The sequence below is a fragment of the Streptomyces sp. KL2 genome (assembly GCF_046529545.1).
In the GTDB taxonomy this organism is placed as follows: domain Bacteria; phylum Actinomycetota; class Actinomycetes; order Streptomycetales; family Streptomycetaceae; genus Streptomyces; species Streptomyces radiopugnans.
In genome coordinates, this window is sequence record NZ_CP127170.1 from 5257546 (window position 1) to 5273064 (window position 15519).

General features: G+C 73.6%; 9 protein-coding genes. 2 read left to right on the forward strand and 7 right to left on the reverse strand.

The window, feature by feature from the left end; all coding sequences use genetic code 11:
- The first annotated feature begins 273 nt into the window (after positions 1-273).
- Entirely contained in the window at positions 274-4800 is a 4527-nt protein-coding gene (locus QPK52_RS23685; RefSeq protein ID WP_410539487.1) for an HAD-IC family P-type ATPase, read from the forward strand.
- Positions 4801-5032: 232 nt separating this feature from the next.
- Here QPK52_RS23685 and QPK52_RS23690 read toward each other — a convergent pair whose 3' ends face one another.
- The 6 genes from QPK52_RS23690 to QPK52_RS23715 form a co-directional block, all read right to left on the reverse strand.
- Positions 5033-5482: an SRPBCC family protein gene (locus QPK52_RS23690; protein ID WP_410539488.1), complete on the reverse strand. Its 450-nt coding sequence runs from the start codon at positions 5480-5482 to the stop codon at positions 5033-5035.
- A gap of 137 nt (positions 5483-5619) precedes the next feature.
- The gene (locus tag QPK52_RS23695) at positions 5620-6504 is read right to left on the reverse strand and encodes an SDR family oxidoreductase (protein WP_410539489.1); all 885 of its coding nucleotides are present in this window, start codon (positions 6502-6504) and stop codon (positions 5620-5622) included.
- A gap of 224 nt (positions 6505-6728) precedes the next feature.
- Positions 6729-7148 carry a DUF2795 domain-containing protein gene (locus QPK52_RS23700; RefSeq protein WP_410539490.1) on the reverse strand — a complete coding sequence of 140 codons (420 nt, stop codon included), beginning with the start codon at positions 7146-7148 and terminating at the stop codon, positions 6729-6731.
- A 115-nt stretch (positions 7149-7263) separates the two neighbouring features.
- Complete coding sequence (gene ctaD / locus QPK52_RS23705; RefSeq protein ID WP_410539491.1) at positions 7264-8976, reverse strand: cytochrome c oxidase subunit I; 1713 nt, start codon at positions 8974-8976, stop codon at positions 7264-7266.
- Positions 8977-9187: 211 nt separating this feature from the next.
- Complete coding sequence (locus QPK52_RS23710; RefSeq protein ID WP_410539492.1) at positions 9188-10330, reverse strand: type II CAAX prenyl endopeptidase Rce1 family protein; 1143 nt, start codon at positions 10328-10330, stop codon at positions 9188-9190.
- 234 nt (positions 10331-10564) lie between these two features.
- Positions 10565-13012: a SpoIIE family protein phosphatase gene (locus QPK52_RS23715; protein ID WP_410539493.1), complete on the reverse strand. Its 2448-nt coding sequence runs from the start codon at positions 13010-13012 to the stop codon at positions 10565-10567.
- Between the two features lie 233 nt (positions 13013-13245).
- Between QPK52_RS23715 and QPK52_RS23720 the strand changes: the two genes are divergently transcribed.
- Complete coding sequence (locus QPK52_RS23720; RefSeq protein WP_410539494.1) at positions 13246-13812, forward strand: DUF488 family protein; 567 nt, start codon at positions 13246-13248, stop codon at positions 13810-13812.
- Positions 13813-13871: 59 nt separating this feature from the next.
- On the opposite strand, the gene QPK52_RS23725 is transcribed toward QPK52_RS23720, so the two are convergent.
- Positions 13872-15296, reverse strand: a complete 1425-nt coding sequence (locus tag QPK52_RS23725; protein WP_410539495.1) for a GntP family permease — start codon at positions 15294-15296, stop codon at positions 13872-13874.
- Between the last annotated feature and the right edge of the window lie 223 nt (positions 15297-15519).

Sequence of the window (15519 nt, forward strand, 5' to 3'; positions counted from 1 at the left end):
TCAAGGAGGAGATCCCTCCGGGCGCAGGTCGAGCTTCCCCTGGTTCCTCGCCGGCCCGGTCCTCTGCGCCGGTCTCCTCGCGGCGGTCACCGCGGCGCCGGAGCGGCCGGCTGCGGCGGCCGACCCGGAACCGGCAGGTGTGAGCAGGGCGGAAGGGGTTATCCGGAGCCTGTAACCCCCGTGGCGCGAGCCCGGGCCCGGCCGTCCGGCCGCACCCGGCTCCCGACGGTGGTGCCGGGTGTCTGCCAAACCGCGGTCGGAAGGGCACGGTCGATGTCGTTGCTGTCGGGTCTGCCGGGTGTGTCGGGTCTTCGTCTGCCGGTGCCGCCGCTGATCGGTCTGGTGCCGGAGGGGGTGACGGCCGGGGCGCGCGAGGCGGTCGGCACCGCCGGCCGGCTGGCCGGACAGCTTGTGGGAGTGTCGCGGCGGGCCGTGTGGTCCCGGCCGGGACGCTGCTACATCACCGTCCACGGGATCAACACCCCCGGGGGCGAGCGGACCGCCCGGCGTGTGGAACGCGTCCTGGAACGGCACCCCGGGGTGCTGTGGGCGCGGGTGAACGCGCCGTCGGGGCGGGTGGTGGTGGCGCTGGAGTCCCCGCCGCCGCCCGAACGCGAGCTGGTGGCGCTGGTGGAGCGCGCCGAGGGGCACGTCCCCTGCACGGACGAGGAGCACGAGGAGTGGTGCCAGGAGCCGCACCACCCCTGCGAGGGGCCGCGCACCGGCCAGTCCGTCACCGCCCTGGCCGCCGACGTGGTGGGGCTGGGACTGTCCACGCTCAACCGGGTGGCCCCCTGGACGCCGCTGCCGCCCGAGGTGGCCTCCCTCACCGGAGCCGTCGCCCGCCACCCGCGGCTGCGGCGGCTCGTCGCCCAGGGCCTGCACGACCCGCAGCAGGCCGACTCCCTGCTGCCGGTCCTCACGGCCCTGACCCAGGGCGTGGCCACGCGCGGCGGCGGCCTCGTGCTCGACGTCGTGGAGCGCATGGCGCAGTGGCGGGAGGCCGGGGCCTACCGCAAGGCGTGGGAGGAGGCCGAGGCGAGGCTGGTGGGCAGCCCCGGGGACGCGGCGGCCGGCCCGGTCGCGGTGGAGCGGCCCGTGCCTCCGCCCCCCGACGCCGTCGACCGCTACGTCGAGCGCTCGATGGCGCTGACGGCCGCGGCCGGGGCGGCCGCCGCGCCGTTCACCGGACCGCGGCGCGGACTGGCGGTGGCGCTCTCCGGCGTGCCCAAGGCCCCGGACGCGGGCCGGGAGGGCTTCGCCACCACGCTCGGCCGCGCCCTGGCCCTGCGGGGTACGACCGTCATGGACCGGAGCGTGCTGCGGAGGCTGGGCCAGACGGACACCGTCGTGCTGGACGAGGAGGCGCTCAGCGGCAGCCACCACGAACTGGCCGACCTGGTGCCGCTGGAGGGGGCCGATCCCCAGGAGGCCGCCGAGCGGCTCTTCGCGCTCTTCGCCCCCGAGAGGGTCGGCGGGACCCACCGCGACGAGGACGGCTGGGTCCTGGGTCCGCTGGAGGAGCTGGAGCTGACCGGGCGCAGGGGAGCGCGGGCGGCGGCCCGGCTGCGCAGGCAGGGCAGCGAGAGCGTCCTGGGCCTGGCCCGGGGCAGGCGGCTGATGGCCGTCGCGGGCCTGGCCCGGCAGAAGGCCCCGGGCGCGGACGCCGTGGCGGCCGCGGCCCGCCGCGCCGGGGTCCGCGTGGTCCTGGCCAGTGCCCGCCCGGAGCCGGCCTTCGGCTTCGCCGACGCCGTCGTCCCCGGAGGGGACCGCCTCACCGCCTCGCTGCGCGGGCTGCAGGCGGACGGCGCGGTGGTGCTGCTGCTGTCGGGCGACCGGCGGGCGCTGGCCGCCTCGGACTGCGGAATCGGCGTCCACCGCGACGGCGATCCGCCGGCCTGGGGCGCGCACATCCTGATCGGCACCGACCTGGAAGCGGCCGGCCTGATCGTGGAGGCGGTCGGGGTGGCCGCCCAGGTCGACCGGGAGAGCCGGTTCCTGGCCGCGGGCGGCAGCGGCGTCGGCGCCGTCGCAGCCCTCCAGGGGCCCGCCCACCGGGCGACGGCCCGCGGCGCGGCGGCGGGCACCGCCGCCGGTACCGCCGCGTTCTGCCTGGGCACCTGGCGGGCCCGGCAGCTGCTGTCCCGCCCGGTCACCCCGCCGGTGGAGACCACGCCCTGGCATCTGATGCCCGCCGCCCGCGTACTGGAGCGGCTGGGCAGCACCGACGAGGGTCTGAGCAGGGAGGAGGCCGAGCACCGGGCGGGCCGGGACACCACCTCCGAGCAGCCGTCCCGCATCGGCCTGCCGGCCGCGTTCATCGAGGAGCTGGCCAACCCCCTCACCCCGGTGCTCGCGGCGGGCGCAGCCCTGTCGGCGGCCGTGGGATCGCGGACCGACGCGGCGCTGGTGGCCGGTATCACCGGCGCGTCCGCCCTGGTGGGCGCCGTCCAGCGGGTCAGGACCGACAAGGCGCTGGAGGAGCTGTTCGCCCGCTCGGCGATCGGCGCGCGGGTGCGGCGCGGCGGGGTCGAACGCCTGGTGGCCGCGGGGGACCTGGTGGCCGGGGACGTGGTGGTGCTGCGTTCCCAGGAGGTCGTGCCCGCCGACTGCCGGCTGCTGCGGGGGGAGGGGCTGGAGGTCGACGAGTCCTCGCTGACGGGTGAGTCCCTGCCGGTGGCAAAGGACCCGGCACCGGTGGTCGCCGCGCAGATCGCCGACCGCCGCTCGATGCTCTACGAGGGCACCACCGTCTCGGCGGGCACCGCGGTGGCCGTCGTGGTGGCCACCGGATCGGCCACCGAGGTCGGGCGCAGCCTGGCGACCGCCCGTCAGAAGGCCCCCGACACCGGGGTGGAGTCGCGGCTGCACGCCCTGACGAAGACCAGCCTGCCGCTGGCGCTCGGCTCGGCCGCCGCGGTCGCCGGGTCCGGGCTGCTGCACGGCCGCCCCCTGGCGAACACGCTCGCCTCCGCGGTGAACCTGGCCGTCGCCTCCGTGCCCGAGGGGCTGCCGCTGCTGGTCAACGCGGCCCAGCTCGCCGCCGCCCGCCGCCTGGCCGACCACGGCGCGCTGGTGCGCAACCCCCGCACCATCGAGGCGCTCGGCCGCGCCGACGTGCTCTGCTTCGACAAGACCGGCACCCTCACTGAGGGCGACCTGCAGCTCGCCGCCGTCAGCGACGGCCGGCGCGAGCTGCCCGCCGACCGGCTCGACACCGCCTGCAAGCAGATCCTGGGCGCCGCGCTGCGCGCCACCCCGCCGGCCCGCACCTCCGAACCCATGGAGCACCAGACCGACCGCGCGGTGGTGGCCGGGGCCCGGCGCGCGAAGGTGGCCGTACGCCAGGGGGCCTCGCAGTGGCGGCGCACCGACGCCCTGCCGTTCGAGCCGTCCCGCGCCTACCACGCCACCGTGGGCCGCACCTCGCGCGGAATGCTGCTCAGCGTCAAGGGCGCGCCCGAGAACGTGCTGGAGCGCTGCACCCGGCTGCGGGAGGGCGGCGGCAAGGACGGCGGCAAGGAGAAGGAGCTCGACGCGGCGGCCCGCGAGCGCCTGACCGGCGCGGCCGAGGAACTCGCCGGCGCCGGGCGGCGGGTGCTGGCCGTGGCGGAGCGCCCGCTGGGCGAGGGGGAGGACCTCACCGACGAGGCCGTCGCCCGCCTGACGTTCCTCGGCTTCGTCGCCCTCGCCGACCCGGTGCGCTCCTCGGCCGCGCCGGCCACCGCGCGGCTGCGGGCGGCCGGCGTGCAGACGGTGATGCTCACCGGCGACCACCCCGCCACCGCGGACGCCATCGCCGCCACCGTCAGCGAGGACCCCGACCAGAAGGTGTGCACGGGTGCCGAGATCGACGAGCTGAGCGACGAGGAGCTCGACGAACTGCTGCCCACGCTGGACGTCATCGCCCGGTGCAGCCCCCACCACAAGGTCCGCATCGTCCAGGCGTACCAGCGCATCGGACGCGTGGTGGCGATGACCGGGGACGGCGCCAACGACGCCCCGGCCATCCGGCTGGCGGACGTGGGCATCGCCCTGGGACGGCGCGGCACGCCCGCCGCGACCGCGGCCGCCGACCTGGTCGTCGGCGACGACCGGCTGGAGACGATCATCGCCGCGCTGCTGGAGGGGCGCGCGATGTGGGGCTCGGTGCGCGACGCGCTGGCCATCCTCGTCGGCGGCAACCTCGGCGAGGTCGCCTTCAGCGTGCTGGCCGCCGCACTGACCGGCAGTTCCCCTCTGAACGCCCGTCAGATCATGCTCGTCAACCTCCTCACCGACCTCGCCCCGGCGCTGGCCATCGCGGTGCGCGAACCGGCGACGGAGGCAGGCGAGCGGCTGCTGAGCGAGGGCCCGGACCGCTCCCTGGGGGCCGGTCTGAGCCAGGAGGTGCTGCTGCGCGGCGCCACCACCACGCTCGGCGCCGGGCTGGCCTGGGGCGCGGCCAGGCTCACCGGGCGGGGCCGGCGCGCCGGGACGGTGGCCCTGGCCTCGGTGGTGGGCACCCAGCTCGCGCAGACGCTGCTCACCGGCGGGCTGGACCGCAACGTGCTGACGGCCGGGATCGGTTCGGCGGCGGCCCTGGTGGGGGTCATCCAGACGCCGGGGGTCAGCCAGTTCTTCGGCTGCACCCCGCTCGGCCCCGTCGCCTGGGGCATCACCCTCGGCTCGATCACCACGGCGACGCTGCTGGGGGCCGCGGCGGCTCCGGTGGTGCGCAGGCTGGCGCCGGCTCCGGCGGACTGGTCCCCGCCGGAGCCGGCCGGGGACGCCGAGCCCCCGGAGCGGCCGGGGGAGTGAGAGCCCGGGCACGACGGGGGGCGTACGGCATGCCGTACGCCCCCCGTCTCCTTTCCCTCTCGTCCCCCTTCTCCCTTCCCGTTTTCCGTTTTCCGTCTCCGCCGGGACGGACGGGACGCGTGACGCCCCCGCGCACGGGAAAACCGCGGCCCGTGACCACCTGGGAGGTGGTCACGGGCCGCGGCCACATGACAGGGGGATGAGGAGCCCCCTCGCGGTCCGGAGGGCCGGATCAGACCTGGCCGCGCCAGGCGCCCGTCTCCGCGCCACGCTTCTCGATGAACTCCTTGAACCGCTTCAGGTCGCCCTTGACGCGGTGGCGGACCACACCGAGCTTGTCGCCGACGGTGTCCGTCGCGCCCTCGGGGTCGTGGTCCATCTGGAGCATCACCTTGGTCGTGCTGTCGTCCAGCCGGTGGAAGGTGACCACACCGGCCTGCTTGGCCTCGCCGTCGACCGTCGTCCACGCCACCCGCTCGTCCGGGATCTGCTCGGTGATACGGGCGTCGAACTCCCGCTCGGCGCCGGCGACCTTCGTCACCCAGTGGGTCAGCGTGTCGTTCTTCTGCTCGACCCGTTCGACGCCCTCCATGAACTCGGGGAAGCTCTCGAACTGGGTCCACTGGTTGTACGCGGTGCGCACCGGTACGCGGACCTCGATCGACTCCTCGACGTGAGACATCCAGCATCCCTTCTCTCGCTGTGATGACTGGTATGTGACGCTTTGTGTCGTTGCCTCACGCCTACCCGGAAGGAATACGGCCATGCGGGTGCGCTTGACGAATACCCGTCAGGTCCGTGGGTCCTGCCGACGGAACGTCAGGGCAGGGGGGTCCCGCCGGTGGCGTTGACGATCTCGGCGGTGATGTAGCTCGCCTCCTGGGACGCCAGGAAGACATAGGCCGGGGCCATCTCGGCGGGCTGGGCGGGCCGGCCCAGCGGGGACTGCTTGCCGAACTCCGAGGTGTCGGGCAGCGTCGAGGGGATCAGCGGAGTCCACACCGGCCCCGGCGCGACGGCGTTGACCCGGATGCCCCGTTCGGCCAGGTTCTGGGCGAGCCCCTGGGTGAAGGTGACGATGGCGCCCTTGGTCGTGGCGTAGTCGAGCAGGTGGGGGCTGGGCTTGTAGCCCTGCACCGAGGTGGTGTTGATGATGCTGCCGCCCGCCGGGATGTGGGGCAGGGACAGCTTGGACAGCCAGAACATGCCGTAGAGGTTGGTGCGCATCGTCCGGTCGAACTGCTCGGTGCTGATGCCCTCGATGCCCTCGGACTGCGCCATCTGGAAGGCCGCGTTGTTCACCAGGACGTCGATGCGCCCGAACTCCGCCACCGCCCGTTCCACCAGCCGGCGGCACTCGGACTCCTCGCGGATGTCGCACAGCAGGGGCACGGCCTTCCGGCCGGCCTCCTCGACCAGCCGCGCCGTCTCCCGGGCGTCCTTCTCCTCCTCGGCGAGGTAGGTGAACAGTACGTCCGCGCCCTCCCGCGCGAAGGCGAGGGCCACGGCGCGGCCGATGCCCGAGTCGCCACCGGTGACGATCGTCTTCCGGTCCGTCAGGCGGCCGCTGCCCCGGTAGGACGACTCGCCGTGGTCGGGCTCCGGCTCCATCCGCCCGGTCAGACCGGGGTGCGGCTGGTCCTGCTGGGGGAACTCCGGCTGCGGGTGCTGCCGGGTGGGGTCCTGCTGCTCCTGGTCGCTCATGTCCGCCCTTCTCCTCCGTCTATCCGTGTCTCCGTGTCACCGGTTGCCCGGCTCTGTCCGCCACCGCCACCGCCGTCATCGCCGGCAACGGCCGCGGTGCGCCGTCACCCGCTCCCGGAAGACGCCGCATCCGCCCGGAGCGCGAGCGCTCCGGGCGGATGCGGCCTCCGGGCGAACGCGGCGTCCTCCAGCCCCGGGCCGGAGTCGCCCCCGGGCCGTCGCCGTCAGGTGCGGTGGCTGGTGTCCTCGACGCCCAGGCCGAGCGCCCGGGCGATGTCCTGGACGTTCCGGAACTCCTGTCCGGCCGGCAGCCTCCCGGCCAGGCCCAGCAGGCGGTCGGGGGCGTTGTTCTCACGCAGCTTGTCGAGCACCGCGTCGCGGTCGGCCGGGTAGAGGCCGAGGCCCAGGTGCCGGGCCAGCTCGCTGCGCACCTCGACGTCGTTCTGGTCCATCCCCGGAGGGGTGCCGCCGGTGAGCACGGTGTTCGGCGCGCGGTCCACGTCGGGCTGGTCCTCGCCCGAGGGCTGGAGTTCGTGCTCCTCGTCCATGCGGAGGGACCGGCCCGCGCGGAGTTCGCCCTCCATCTCCTGCTTGAGCTCGTCGTCCCGGGCGGCGCCGGTCTTGTTCTTCCCGTGCGTGGCCATCTCGTCCTCCCGAAAGGTCGAAGCGCTGGTCGGCGGCGTGCGCCCATGTGGGGATCGCGTTCCCGGGGATGACTGGATTACACCGTTTGAGGATCTTTTGATCCGGCCCCGGCGGTCACCCCATGTCGCTCTTCCGCTCCGGAGTGACGTCGGCGATGTCCCTGCGGCCGACGTTCTCGGCCTGGTCGATGGCCGCGACGTCCGGGTGGTGCAGGTCGAACGCCGGGGATTCCGAGCGGATCTTCGGCAGGGTGACGAAGTTGTGCCGCGGCGGCGGGCAGGAGGTCGCCCACTCCAGCGAGCGGCCGTAGCCCCACGGGTCGTCCACCGTGATCTTCGGCGCGTACTTCGCCGTCTTCCAGACGTTGTACCAGAAGACCAGGAACGACATGCCCAGCAGGAACGAGCCGATGGTGGAGACCGTGTTCAGCGCGGTGAAGCCGTCGGCCGCCAGGTAGTCGGCGTACCGGCGCGGCATGCCCTCCGCGCCCAGCCAGTGCTGGACCAGGAAGGTTGTGTGGAAGCCGATGAACAGCACCCAGAAGGTGATCTTGCCGAGCCGCTCGTCGAGCATCTTGCCGGTGAACTTCGGCCACCAGAAGTGGAAACCGGCGAACATCGCGAAGACGACCGTGCCGAAGACCACGTAGTGGAAGTGCGCCACCACGAAGTAGCTGTCGGTGACGTGCCAGTCCAGCGGCGGGGAGGCCAGGATGACGCCGGTCAGACCGCCGAAGAGGAAGGTGACCAGGAAGCCGATCGCCCACAGCATCGGCGTCTCGAAGCTCAGCGAGCCCTTCCACATCGTGCCGATCCAGTTGAAGAACTTCACGCCGGTGGGCACCGCGATCAGGAACGACATGAAGGAGAAGAACGGCAGCAGCACCGCGCCGGTGGCGAACATGTGGTGCGCCCAGACCGTGATCGACAGGCCGGTGATCGCCAGGGTGGCACCGATCAGGCCGATGTAGCCGAAGATCGGCTTGCGGCTGAAGACCGGGACGACCTCCGTGATGATGCCGAAGAACGGCAGCGCGATGATGTAGACCTCGGGGTGGCCGAAGAACCAGAACAGGTGCTGCCACAGCAGCGGGCCGCCGTTGGACGGGTCGAAGATGTGCGACTGGAACACCCGGTCCGACTCCAGGGCGAAGAGCGCGGCGGCCAGCGGCGGAAAGGCCAGCAGGACCAGCACGCTGGTCAGCAGGACGTTCCAGGTGAAGATCGGCATCCGGAACATCGTCATGCCGGGCGCGCGCATGCAGACGATCGTGGTGATGAAGTTGACCGCGCCGAGGATCGTGCCGAAACCGCCCAGGCCGAAGCCCATGATCCACAAGTCGCCCCCGACCTGGGGGGTGCGTGTGTCGTCCGACAGCGGCGTGTACGCGGTCCAGCCGAAATCGGCCGCGCCCTCGGGCGTGAGGTAGGAGGAGACCGCGATCAGCCCGCCGAAGAGGTAGAGCCAGTAGGCGAGCATGTTCAGCCGCGGGAAGGCCACGTCGGGCGCGCCGATCTGCAGCGGCATGATCCAGTTCGCGAAGCCGGCGAACAGCGGGGTGGCGAACAGCAGCAGCATGATCGCGCCGTGCATGGTGAACGACTGGTTGTACTGGTAGTTGGAGAGGATCTGCGTGCCGGGGCGGGCGAGTTCGGCCCGGATCAGCAGAGCCAGCACACCGGCGATCGTGAAGAAGCCGAAGGAGCTGATGAGGTAGAGGGTGCCGATCTTCTTGTGGTCGGTGGTGGTCATCCATTCGACCATCACCGCCCCCACGGTTTTCCTCTTCTCCTGCTCCGGCGTCGGCTCGTCCGTCTGCACTGCCATGCCCGTGTCCTCTCGACCCACCAGCTCCGACCGGTGCCCCGGCCGCGTCGCCTGTCCGGCGCACGCACCCGCGATCCCGGTTCCCGTCCTCTCCACGGGCGGTCTCATCCGACGGGCCGCCCCGACGTGGATAACACCGCCGCCCGGCTCAACCGGCTTTTGACCCTTCGGTGGGCGTGTATGACGAATGGTCCTTTTGTTGTCTTCTGTCTTACGCGCGCGAGCCGCCGGCGGCAACGGCGCCGTCCGGGCGTCCGGCCTCCGCGGCGGCCTCGGCGCCGCGGCCGAGCCCCGAGGAGGCGGGTATCCGGACCGCGTCCCCTCCGGCGGACGTTCCGCCCTCGGGAGGGTCGGCCGGGGCGAACCACAGCAGCCATGCCGCGAAGGCGGCGCCGGTTCCCAGCAGGACGGCGAGGACACAGGTGCTCAGCACTTCGGGGGAAGGGGCGAAGGAGGCCGTCAGGTCGTAGACGATGTGCCCGGCCACCAGCGGTGTGAGCCTGCGGCAGCGCAGGTAGAGCAGGAGGGCGCACGATCCCAGCAGCAGCAGGGCGATGCCGGGCACGCCCAGGTACAGGTGCGCCGCCACCCGCAGCAGCAGGCTGATCGCACAGGCCGCCCACAGCGGGCGGCCCGCCGCCCGGCCCAGCACGACGACGGCGCCCACCAGCACCATCTCCTCGGCGATGCCCGTGAACAGGATGTTGGCCACCATGTCCGCGGGGCCGCTCCAGCCCAGTGCCGCGCTCTGGGCGCGGTCCAGAACGGGCAGCCAGGGCGCGGCCGCCGGCAGACCCGTCTGGAGGCCCGCCATCCAGGTGACGGTGGTGTAGGCGAGGACGAAGACGGCGCCGAGGACCATCGCGGCCGTCAGCCGTCCGGCGGCGGTGCGCGCACCGGGCGGAGCGATCCCCAGCCCGCGCCACCCGGCCCCGTGCCGCACCGCCAACTCACCGCAGAGCCAGGCCAGCAGGGCGGTGGTGGCGACGCTGCCCACCACCCCCTGGGCCTCACCGGCCCGCACCAGATCGGCGACGCGGGCGGCGCAGGCGACGACGGTCACGGCGAGTGCGGTACGCCGCCGCGCCGCGCGGCGCTCCGAGAGCAGCCCGGCCAGCCAGCAGCCCGCGGCCGTCGAGCACAGCAGCCGCAGCCACGGGAGCACCGCGCCGGACCAGCCGTCCACCGGCGCGCCGGACAGCCGGGCGAAGTCGAGTGCCGACCCGGTGAGCGGCACCGCGCACGCCACCAGCAGCAGGCCCCACAGGTCGCGTTCGGCCCGCCGCGCGCCGGCGGTACGCGCGGGGCGGCGGACCGGACCGGTCGCGGTGGTGTTCGGCGGGGTGTGGGCCACGGGTGTGTCTCCCGTACGTCGGCGCCGGCGGACGGCCGCGCTGTCGAGGACTGCTGGGACTTCTCTCCTTTCCGAGTAGCCGGTCACGGGCGGCCGACACCTGCGAGGGCGGTATTCCGGTGCGGCGCCGGCCGCGCGGCCACGCGAAGGAGCCCGCGGGAACCGCCACCCGAACGGCCTCAGGAGGAACGCCCGTGAGGCAGCGTCAGGGAACGGCCGGAACACTTCCGGCCGTCAGAAGACGTCCAGGGGGATCTCGGGGACGGCGCCCAGCGCCTGCTCGGTCCAGATGGTCTTGCCCGAGGGGGTGTAACGGCTGCCCCAGCGGTGGGCGAGCTGGGCGATGAGGAACAGACCGCGGCCGCCCTCGTCGGTCAGACGGGCACGGCGCAGATGGGGCTGGGTCTGGCTGGGGTCGGACACCTCGCAGATCAGGGTCTTGTCCTTGATCAGACGCAGCCCGATGGGGGAACCGGCGTAACGGATGGCGTTGGTGACCAGTTCGCTGACGATCAGCTCGGTGGTGAAGGCCATCTCCTCCAGCCCCCAGGCGGCGAGCTGGGAGGTGACCAGCTCGCGGGCCTGGCCGACGACGGTGGGGTCCGCGGTGAACCGCCAGGCCACGGTGGCCCCTTCGGGCAGTGCCCGCACCCGGGCGACGAGGAGGGCGATGTCGTCGGCCGCGGGTTCGGTCAGGACGCGGTCGACGGCGGCGCGTCCGATGTCGGCGGGGGAGCCGCCGGCCTGGACCGCGGCGTGCAGGGCGTCGCGCAGCCGCCGCGTCCGGTCCTTGGACGACGCCTCGTCATGGGCCACCAGCTGGTTGGTGTAGAAGGCCAGTACGCTCCCCGGCCCCAGGTGGAGCTCGACCGGCTCGAAGGGCATGCCGCCCACCCCCAGGGCGGGACCGGGCTTGAGGTCCACCCGGCGGGTGTGCCCCTCGGGGCTGGTCAGGATCGGCGGTGGATGACCGGCGCTGGCCATGGCGCAGCGCCCGGTGATCGGGTCGTAGACGCAGTACAGGCAGCTCGCGCCCACGACGCCGCCCGCGCTGCCGTCCGACTGCGGTTCGGTGTAGGCCAGGCGGGTGGCCAGGTCGTCGAGGTGGGTGAGCAGTTCCTCGGGGGCGAGGTCGAGGTCGGCGAGGGTCTGCACGGCGGTGCGCAGCCGGCCCATGGTGGCCGTCGCGCCCAGCCCGTGCCCGGCCACGTCGCCGATGACGAACGCGACCCGCGTGGAGGACAGGGGGATGACGTCGTACCAGCTTCCGCCGATCCCCGCGGCGGTGCCGGCCGGTACGTAGGTGCCGGCGGTCTCGGCCGCGCTGAACTCCACTCCGGCCGGGGGCAGCAGACTGCGCTGCAGGGTCTCCACGGTGCGCAGTTCGGATGTGTAGCGGCGGGAGTTCTCCACGCTGAGCGCGGCCCGGGAGGCGATCTCCTCCGCCAGGGGGACGTCGTTCACGCCGAAGGGGATCCGGTCCCGGCCGCGCCACAGGCCCAGCACGCCCAGCACCCTCCCACGGGCGCGCAGCGGGGCGATCAGCGCCGAGGTGGCCAGCTCCGGGAACATCAGCCGCCGCCGCTCCCGGTCGGGGGACAGCCGCTTCTCCAGGTCGGCCAGATCGGGCACGAGGATGGCCTGGCCGTCACGGAGGGCGTCGCTCTCCAGGTCCCTGGCGTAGACGGAGTCCCCGCGCTGGTACGTCTCGGGGGGCCAGGCGCCGTCCGCAGGGGCCACCGCGATCCGGCGCAGGGGCGTCCCGGGGGAGAAGGCGCCGGGATCGTCGCCCTGGATCACCTTCTCCACCAGGTCCACACAGGCCAGGTCCGCGAAGTCGGGCACCAGGACGCGGGTCAGCTCCTCGGAGTTGCGGGTGACGTCCAGGGTCTGCCCCAGCCGCGCGGCGGCGGCGTGCAGGAGGGCCAGCCGCCGCCGCGCGGTGTGCTGCTCGGTGACGTCGGTGAAGACCGCGGCGACCCCGATGGCGCGGCCGTGGCTGTCGTCGAGCCGGAAGGCCGAGGAGGACAGGATCCGCTCCTGGTCGGGAGCGTTCAGGCGCCGTGCCGAGTGCTCCCAGTCGATGACCGCCTCGCCGGTCCGCAGGACCCGCCGCCACTGCTCCTCGATCGCGGCGGCGTCCTCCGGCACGAGGATCGCCCGCAGGCTCCGGTCGGGCACGTGCTGCCAGGGGTCCGCGGCCAGGGGGATGCCGAAGAACTCCCGGCCCAGGTTCGCGCGGGTCGTGCGCAGTTCGGTGTCGTGGACCACCAGGCCGATGCGGCTCTGGTCGAACAGAGCGCGGATGAGGGACTGGTCCTCCGTCCAGCGCCGCCCGGCGGCGGACGGAATGGCGCACACCAGGAACCGCGCCCCGCCGGCGGCGGGCAGCGGCAGCACCTCGGCGTTCACCTCGACCTCCGTGCCGTTCCGGTGGCGCAGGGCCGTACAGAGTTCCAGCGGCTCGGTGCCGGCGTGCCCGGCCGCACCGTCCCAGGGACCGGGGGTGGTGGCGAAATCCGTCATCGGCCGCCCGCGGACCTGGTCGGCCGGGCGGCCGATCAGGTCCAGTACGCCGGTCGTGCACTGCAGCACGGTCCCGTCCCCGTCCAGTACGAACACCACCGCGCCGCCCTGCGCGGGGCCGGGGCCGGCGTCGTGGCGATCTGTGGTCGGGTTCACTCGGCTGCCTCGCTCCGTGGAAGTGCGACGCTACTTTCGGTCATTCAACCCCGACCGGAGCCCGTGCGCATGACGACGGCCGTCCGCGTACCGGCCCGGCGGGGCGCATACCGTGAGGACAGACGGTTACCCCGTGAGCCGGGTGGGAATCGCGGTGCCGCTCATGTGCCGCCCGCGGGCCGCCGAAGGCGGCGCGGGGCGGTGGGGAGCGGCGGACGACGTCGGGAGGCGCCATGGCGGAGGGCCCGAAGCCGGCTCCGCTCCTGTACACCGTGGGGCACGGCACGGCCGGCCGGGAGAGGCTGGCCGGTCTGCTGACGGAGGCGGGCATCGGCCTGGTGGTGGACGTGCGCACCGCCCCGGGCAGCCGCCGCGCCCCGGACCTCGCCCGCGACAGGCTCGCGCGGTGGCTGCCCGAGCACGGCATCGCCTACCGCTGGGAGAAACCGCTGGGCGGCTTCCGCAGGCCCCCGGCCGACTCGCCCGACGTCGTGTGGCGCAACGCCTCCTTCCGCGGATACGCCGCCCACACCCGGGACCCCTCCTTCCGGGAGGCTCTGGAGGGGGTGCTGGGGGACGCCGCACGGACCGCCACGGCGGTCATGTGCTCCGAGTCCGTGTGGTGGCGCTGCCACCGCAGGCTGATCGCCGACGCCGCGGTCCTGACCGCCGGAGCGGACGTCCTGCACCTGATGCACGACGGCAGGCTCACGCCGCACGGGCCGACGCCGGGGGTACGGCTGAGGGAGGACGGACTGCTGGTCTACGACGACCTGGCCGCCGCCGGCGGGGACCGGTGACGGCCAAGTGACGGACCGGTGGCGGCCCCGCACCGGCGGCGGCCGGTGCGGGGCCGGGATCAGACCACCGCCCACAGCCCCAGGGCGATCAGGAACGCCGACAGGCCCAGGGTCGTCTCCATCACCGTCCAGGTCCGCAGGGTGGTCTTGACGTCCATCCCGAAGAAGCGGCTCACCAGCCAGAAGCCGGAGTCGTTCACGTGCGAGAGCACCGTGGCGCCCGCCGCGACGGCCACCACCAGCAGGGTGAGCTTCAGATCGCTCAGCTCCGCGGCGCGGGCCGCCCCGGCGATCAGGCCGGAGGCGGTGGTCAGGGCGACCGTGGCCGATCCCTGGGCGACGCGCAGCAGGGTGGCGATCACGAATGCCTGGACGATCAGGGACATGCCCAGACCGGACAGGGAGTCGCTGAGCGCGGTCCCGATGCCGGACAGCTCCAGCACACCGCCGAACATGCCGCCCGCGCCGGTGATCAGGATGATGGAGCAGACCGGCCCGAGGGCGCCGTCGATGATGTCGCCGACCCTCCCCATCGGGGCGCGCGGCCGCCCCAGCACGAGGATCGCGGCGATGACGGTGATCATCAGGGCGATCGGGGTGAAGCCCAGCAGGCCCAGGAACTCCGCCCAGTCCTCGCCCTCGTCGATGGCGCCCGCGGTGACCAGTGTGCTCAGGACGGTGTCGAAGGAGATCAGCACCAGGGGGATCAGCAGCAGGCCGAGGACCGTGCCGAAGGACGGCGGCCGCTCGCCGAGCCGCTCCTCGCCGGTGCCGTCCGCGCGATCCCCCTCGCCGCGCCCGTGGGCGTCGCGCGCCTCGCCGAAGACGACGTCGGGCAGGGAGACGTGGACGCGGGAGCCGAGGAAGCGCGAGACCAGCAGGACGCCGACGTACCACGCCACCACCGCGACGGGCAGGCCCACCAGCAGGGTGAGGCCGATGTCCGCGCCGAGCACCTCGGAGGCGGCGACCGGTCCCGGGTGGGGCGGGACGATGGCGTGCATGGCGGCGAAGGCGCCGGCCGCGGGCAGGGCGTACAGCAGCAGCGAACCGCCGAAGCGCCGTGCCACGGTCAGGATGATGGGCAGGAACACCACCAGCCCGGCGTCGAAGAAGATCGGGAAGCCGAAGAGGAGCGCGGCCGCTCCCAGCGCCAGCGGCGCCCGGCGCTCCCCGAAGCGGTTGATCAGGGTGTCGGCCAGTACCTGGGCGCCGCCGGTGATCTCCAGCAGCCGGCCGAGCATCACTCCGAAGGCGACCAGGAGGGCCACCGAGCCGATGGTGTCGGCGAAGCCGAACATCAGGACGTCGGGGATGTCGGCCAGGGGGAAACCGACCGCGATCGCGGTCACCGCGCTCACCAGGACCAGCGACACGAAGGCGTGCAGTCTCACCTTCATGATCAGGAACAGCAGCAGGGCCACGGCGCCCGCGGCCATCAGCAGCAGCGTCGTCGTTCCGTAGGCCGGGTCGATCGCTTCCACGAACCACTCCGTTTTCGTGTTCGCATCGCCGGTCGCCCCGCCCGCGACGGCCGACGGCGGTCAGAGACACCGCCACCCTGCCCCCGGCGCACTCCTCCTGACAAGTGAGGGGAGGGGGAGCCGGAAGTGCCGGACGGGGGAGGAGGGGTGCTTCGGGACCTGCTTTGGGACCGCTCCCATGGGAGTGTCGGTGAAAGGTGACGCCCTCGGGAGGCGTCGCGAT

Bases quoted from the DNA above. Each gene is read 5' to 3' on its own strand.
- QPK52_RS23685 (WP_410539487.1), top strand. From the start codon at position 274: ATGTCGTTGCTGTCGGGTCTGCCGGGTGTGTCGGGTCTTCGTCTGCCG.
- QPK52_RS23690 (WP_410539488.1), bottom strand. From the start codon at position 5,482: ATGTCTCACGTCGAGGAGTCGATCGAGGTCCGCGTACCGGTGCGCACC.
- QPK52_RS23695 (WP_410539489.1), bottom strand. From the start codon at position 6,504: ATGAGCGACCAGGAGCAGCAGGACCCCACCCGGCAGCACCCGCAGCCG.
- QPK52_RS23700 (WP_410539490.1), bottom strand. From the start codon at position 7,148: ATGGCCACGCACGGGAAGAACAAGACCGGCGCCGCCCGGGACGACGAG.
- ctaD (WP_410539491.1), bottom strand. From the start codon at position 8,976: ATGGCAGTGCAGACGGACGAGCCGACGCCGGAGCAGGAGAAGAGGAAA.
- QPK52_RS23720 (WP_410539494.1), top strand. From the start codon at position 13,246: ATGGCGGAGGGCCCGAAGCCGGCTCCGCTCCTGTACACCGTGGGGCAC.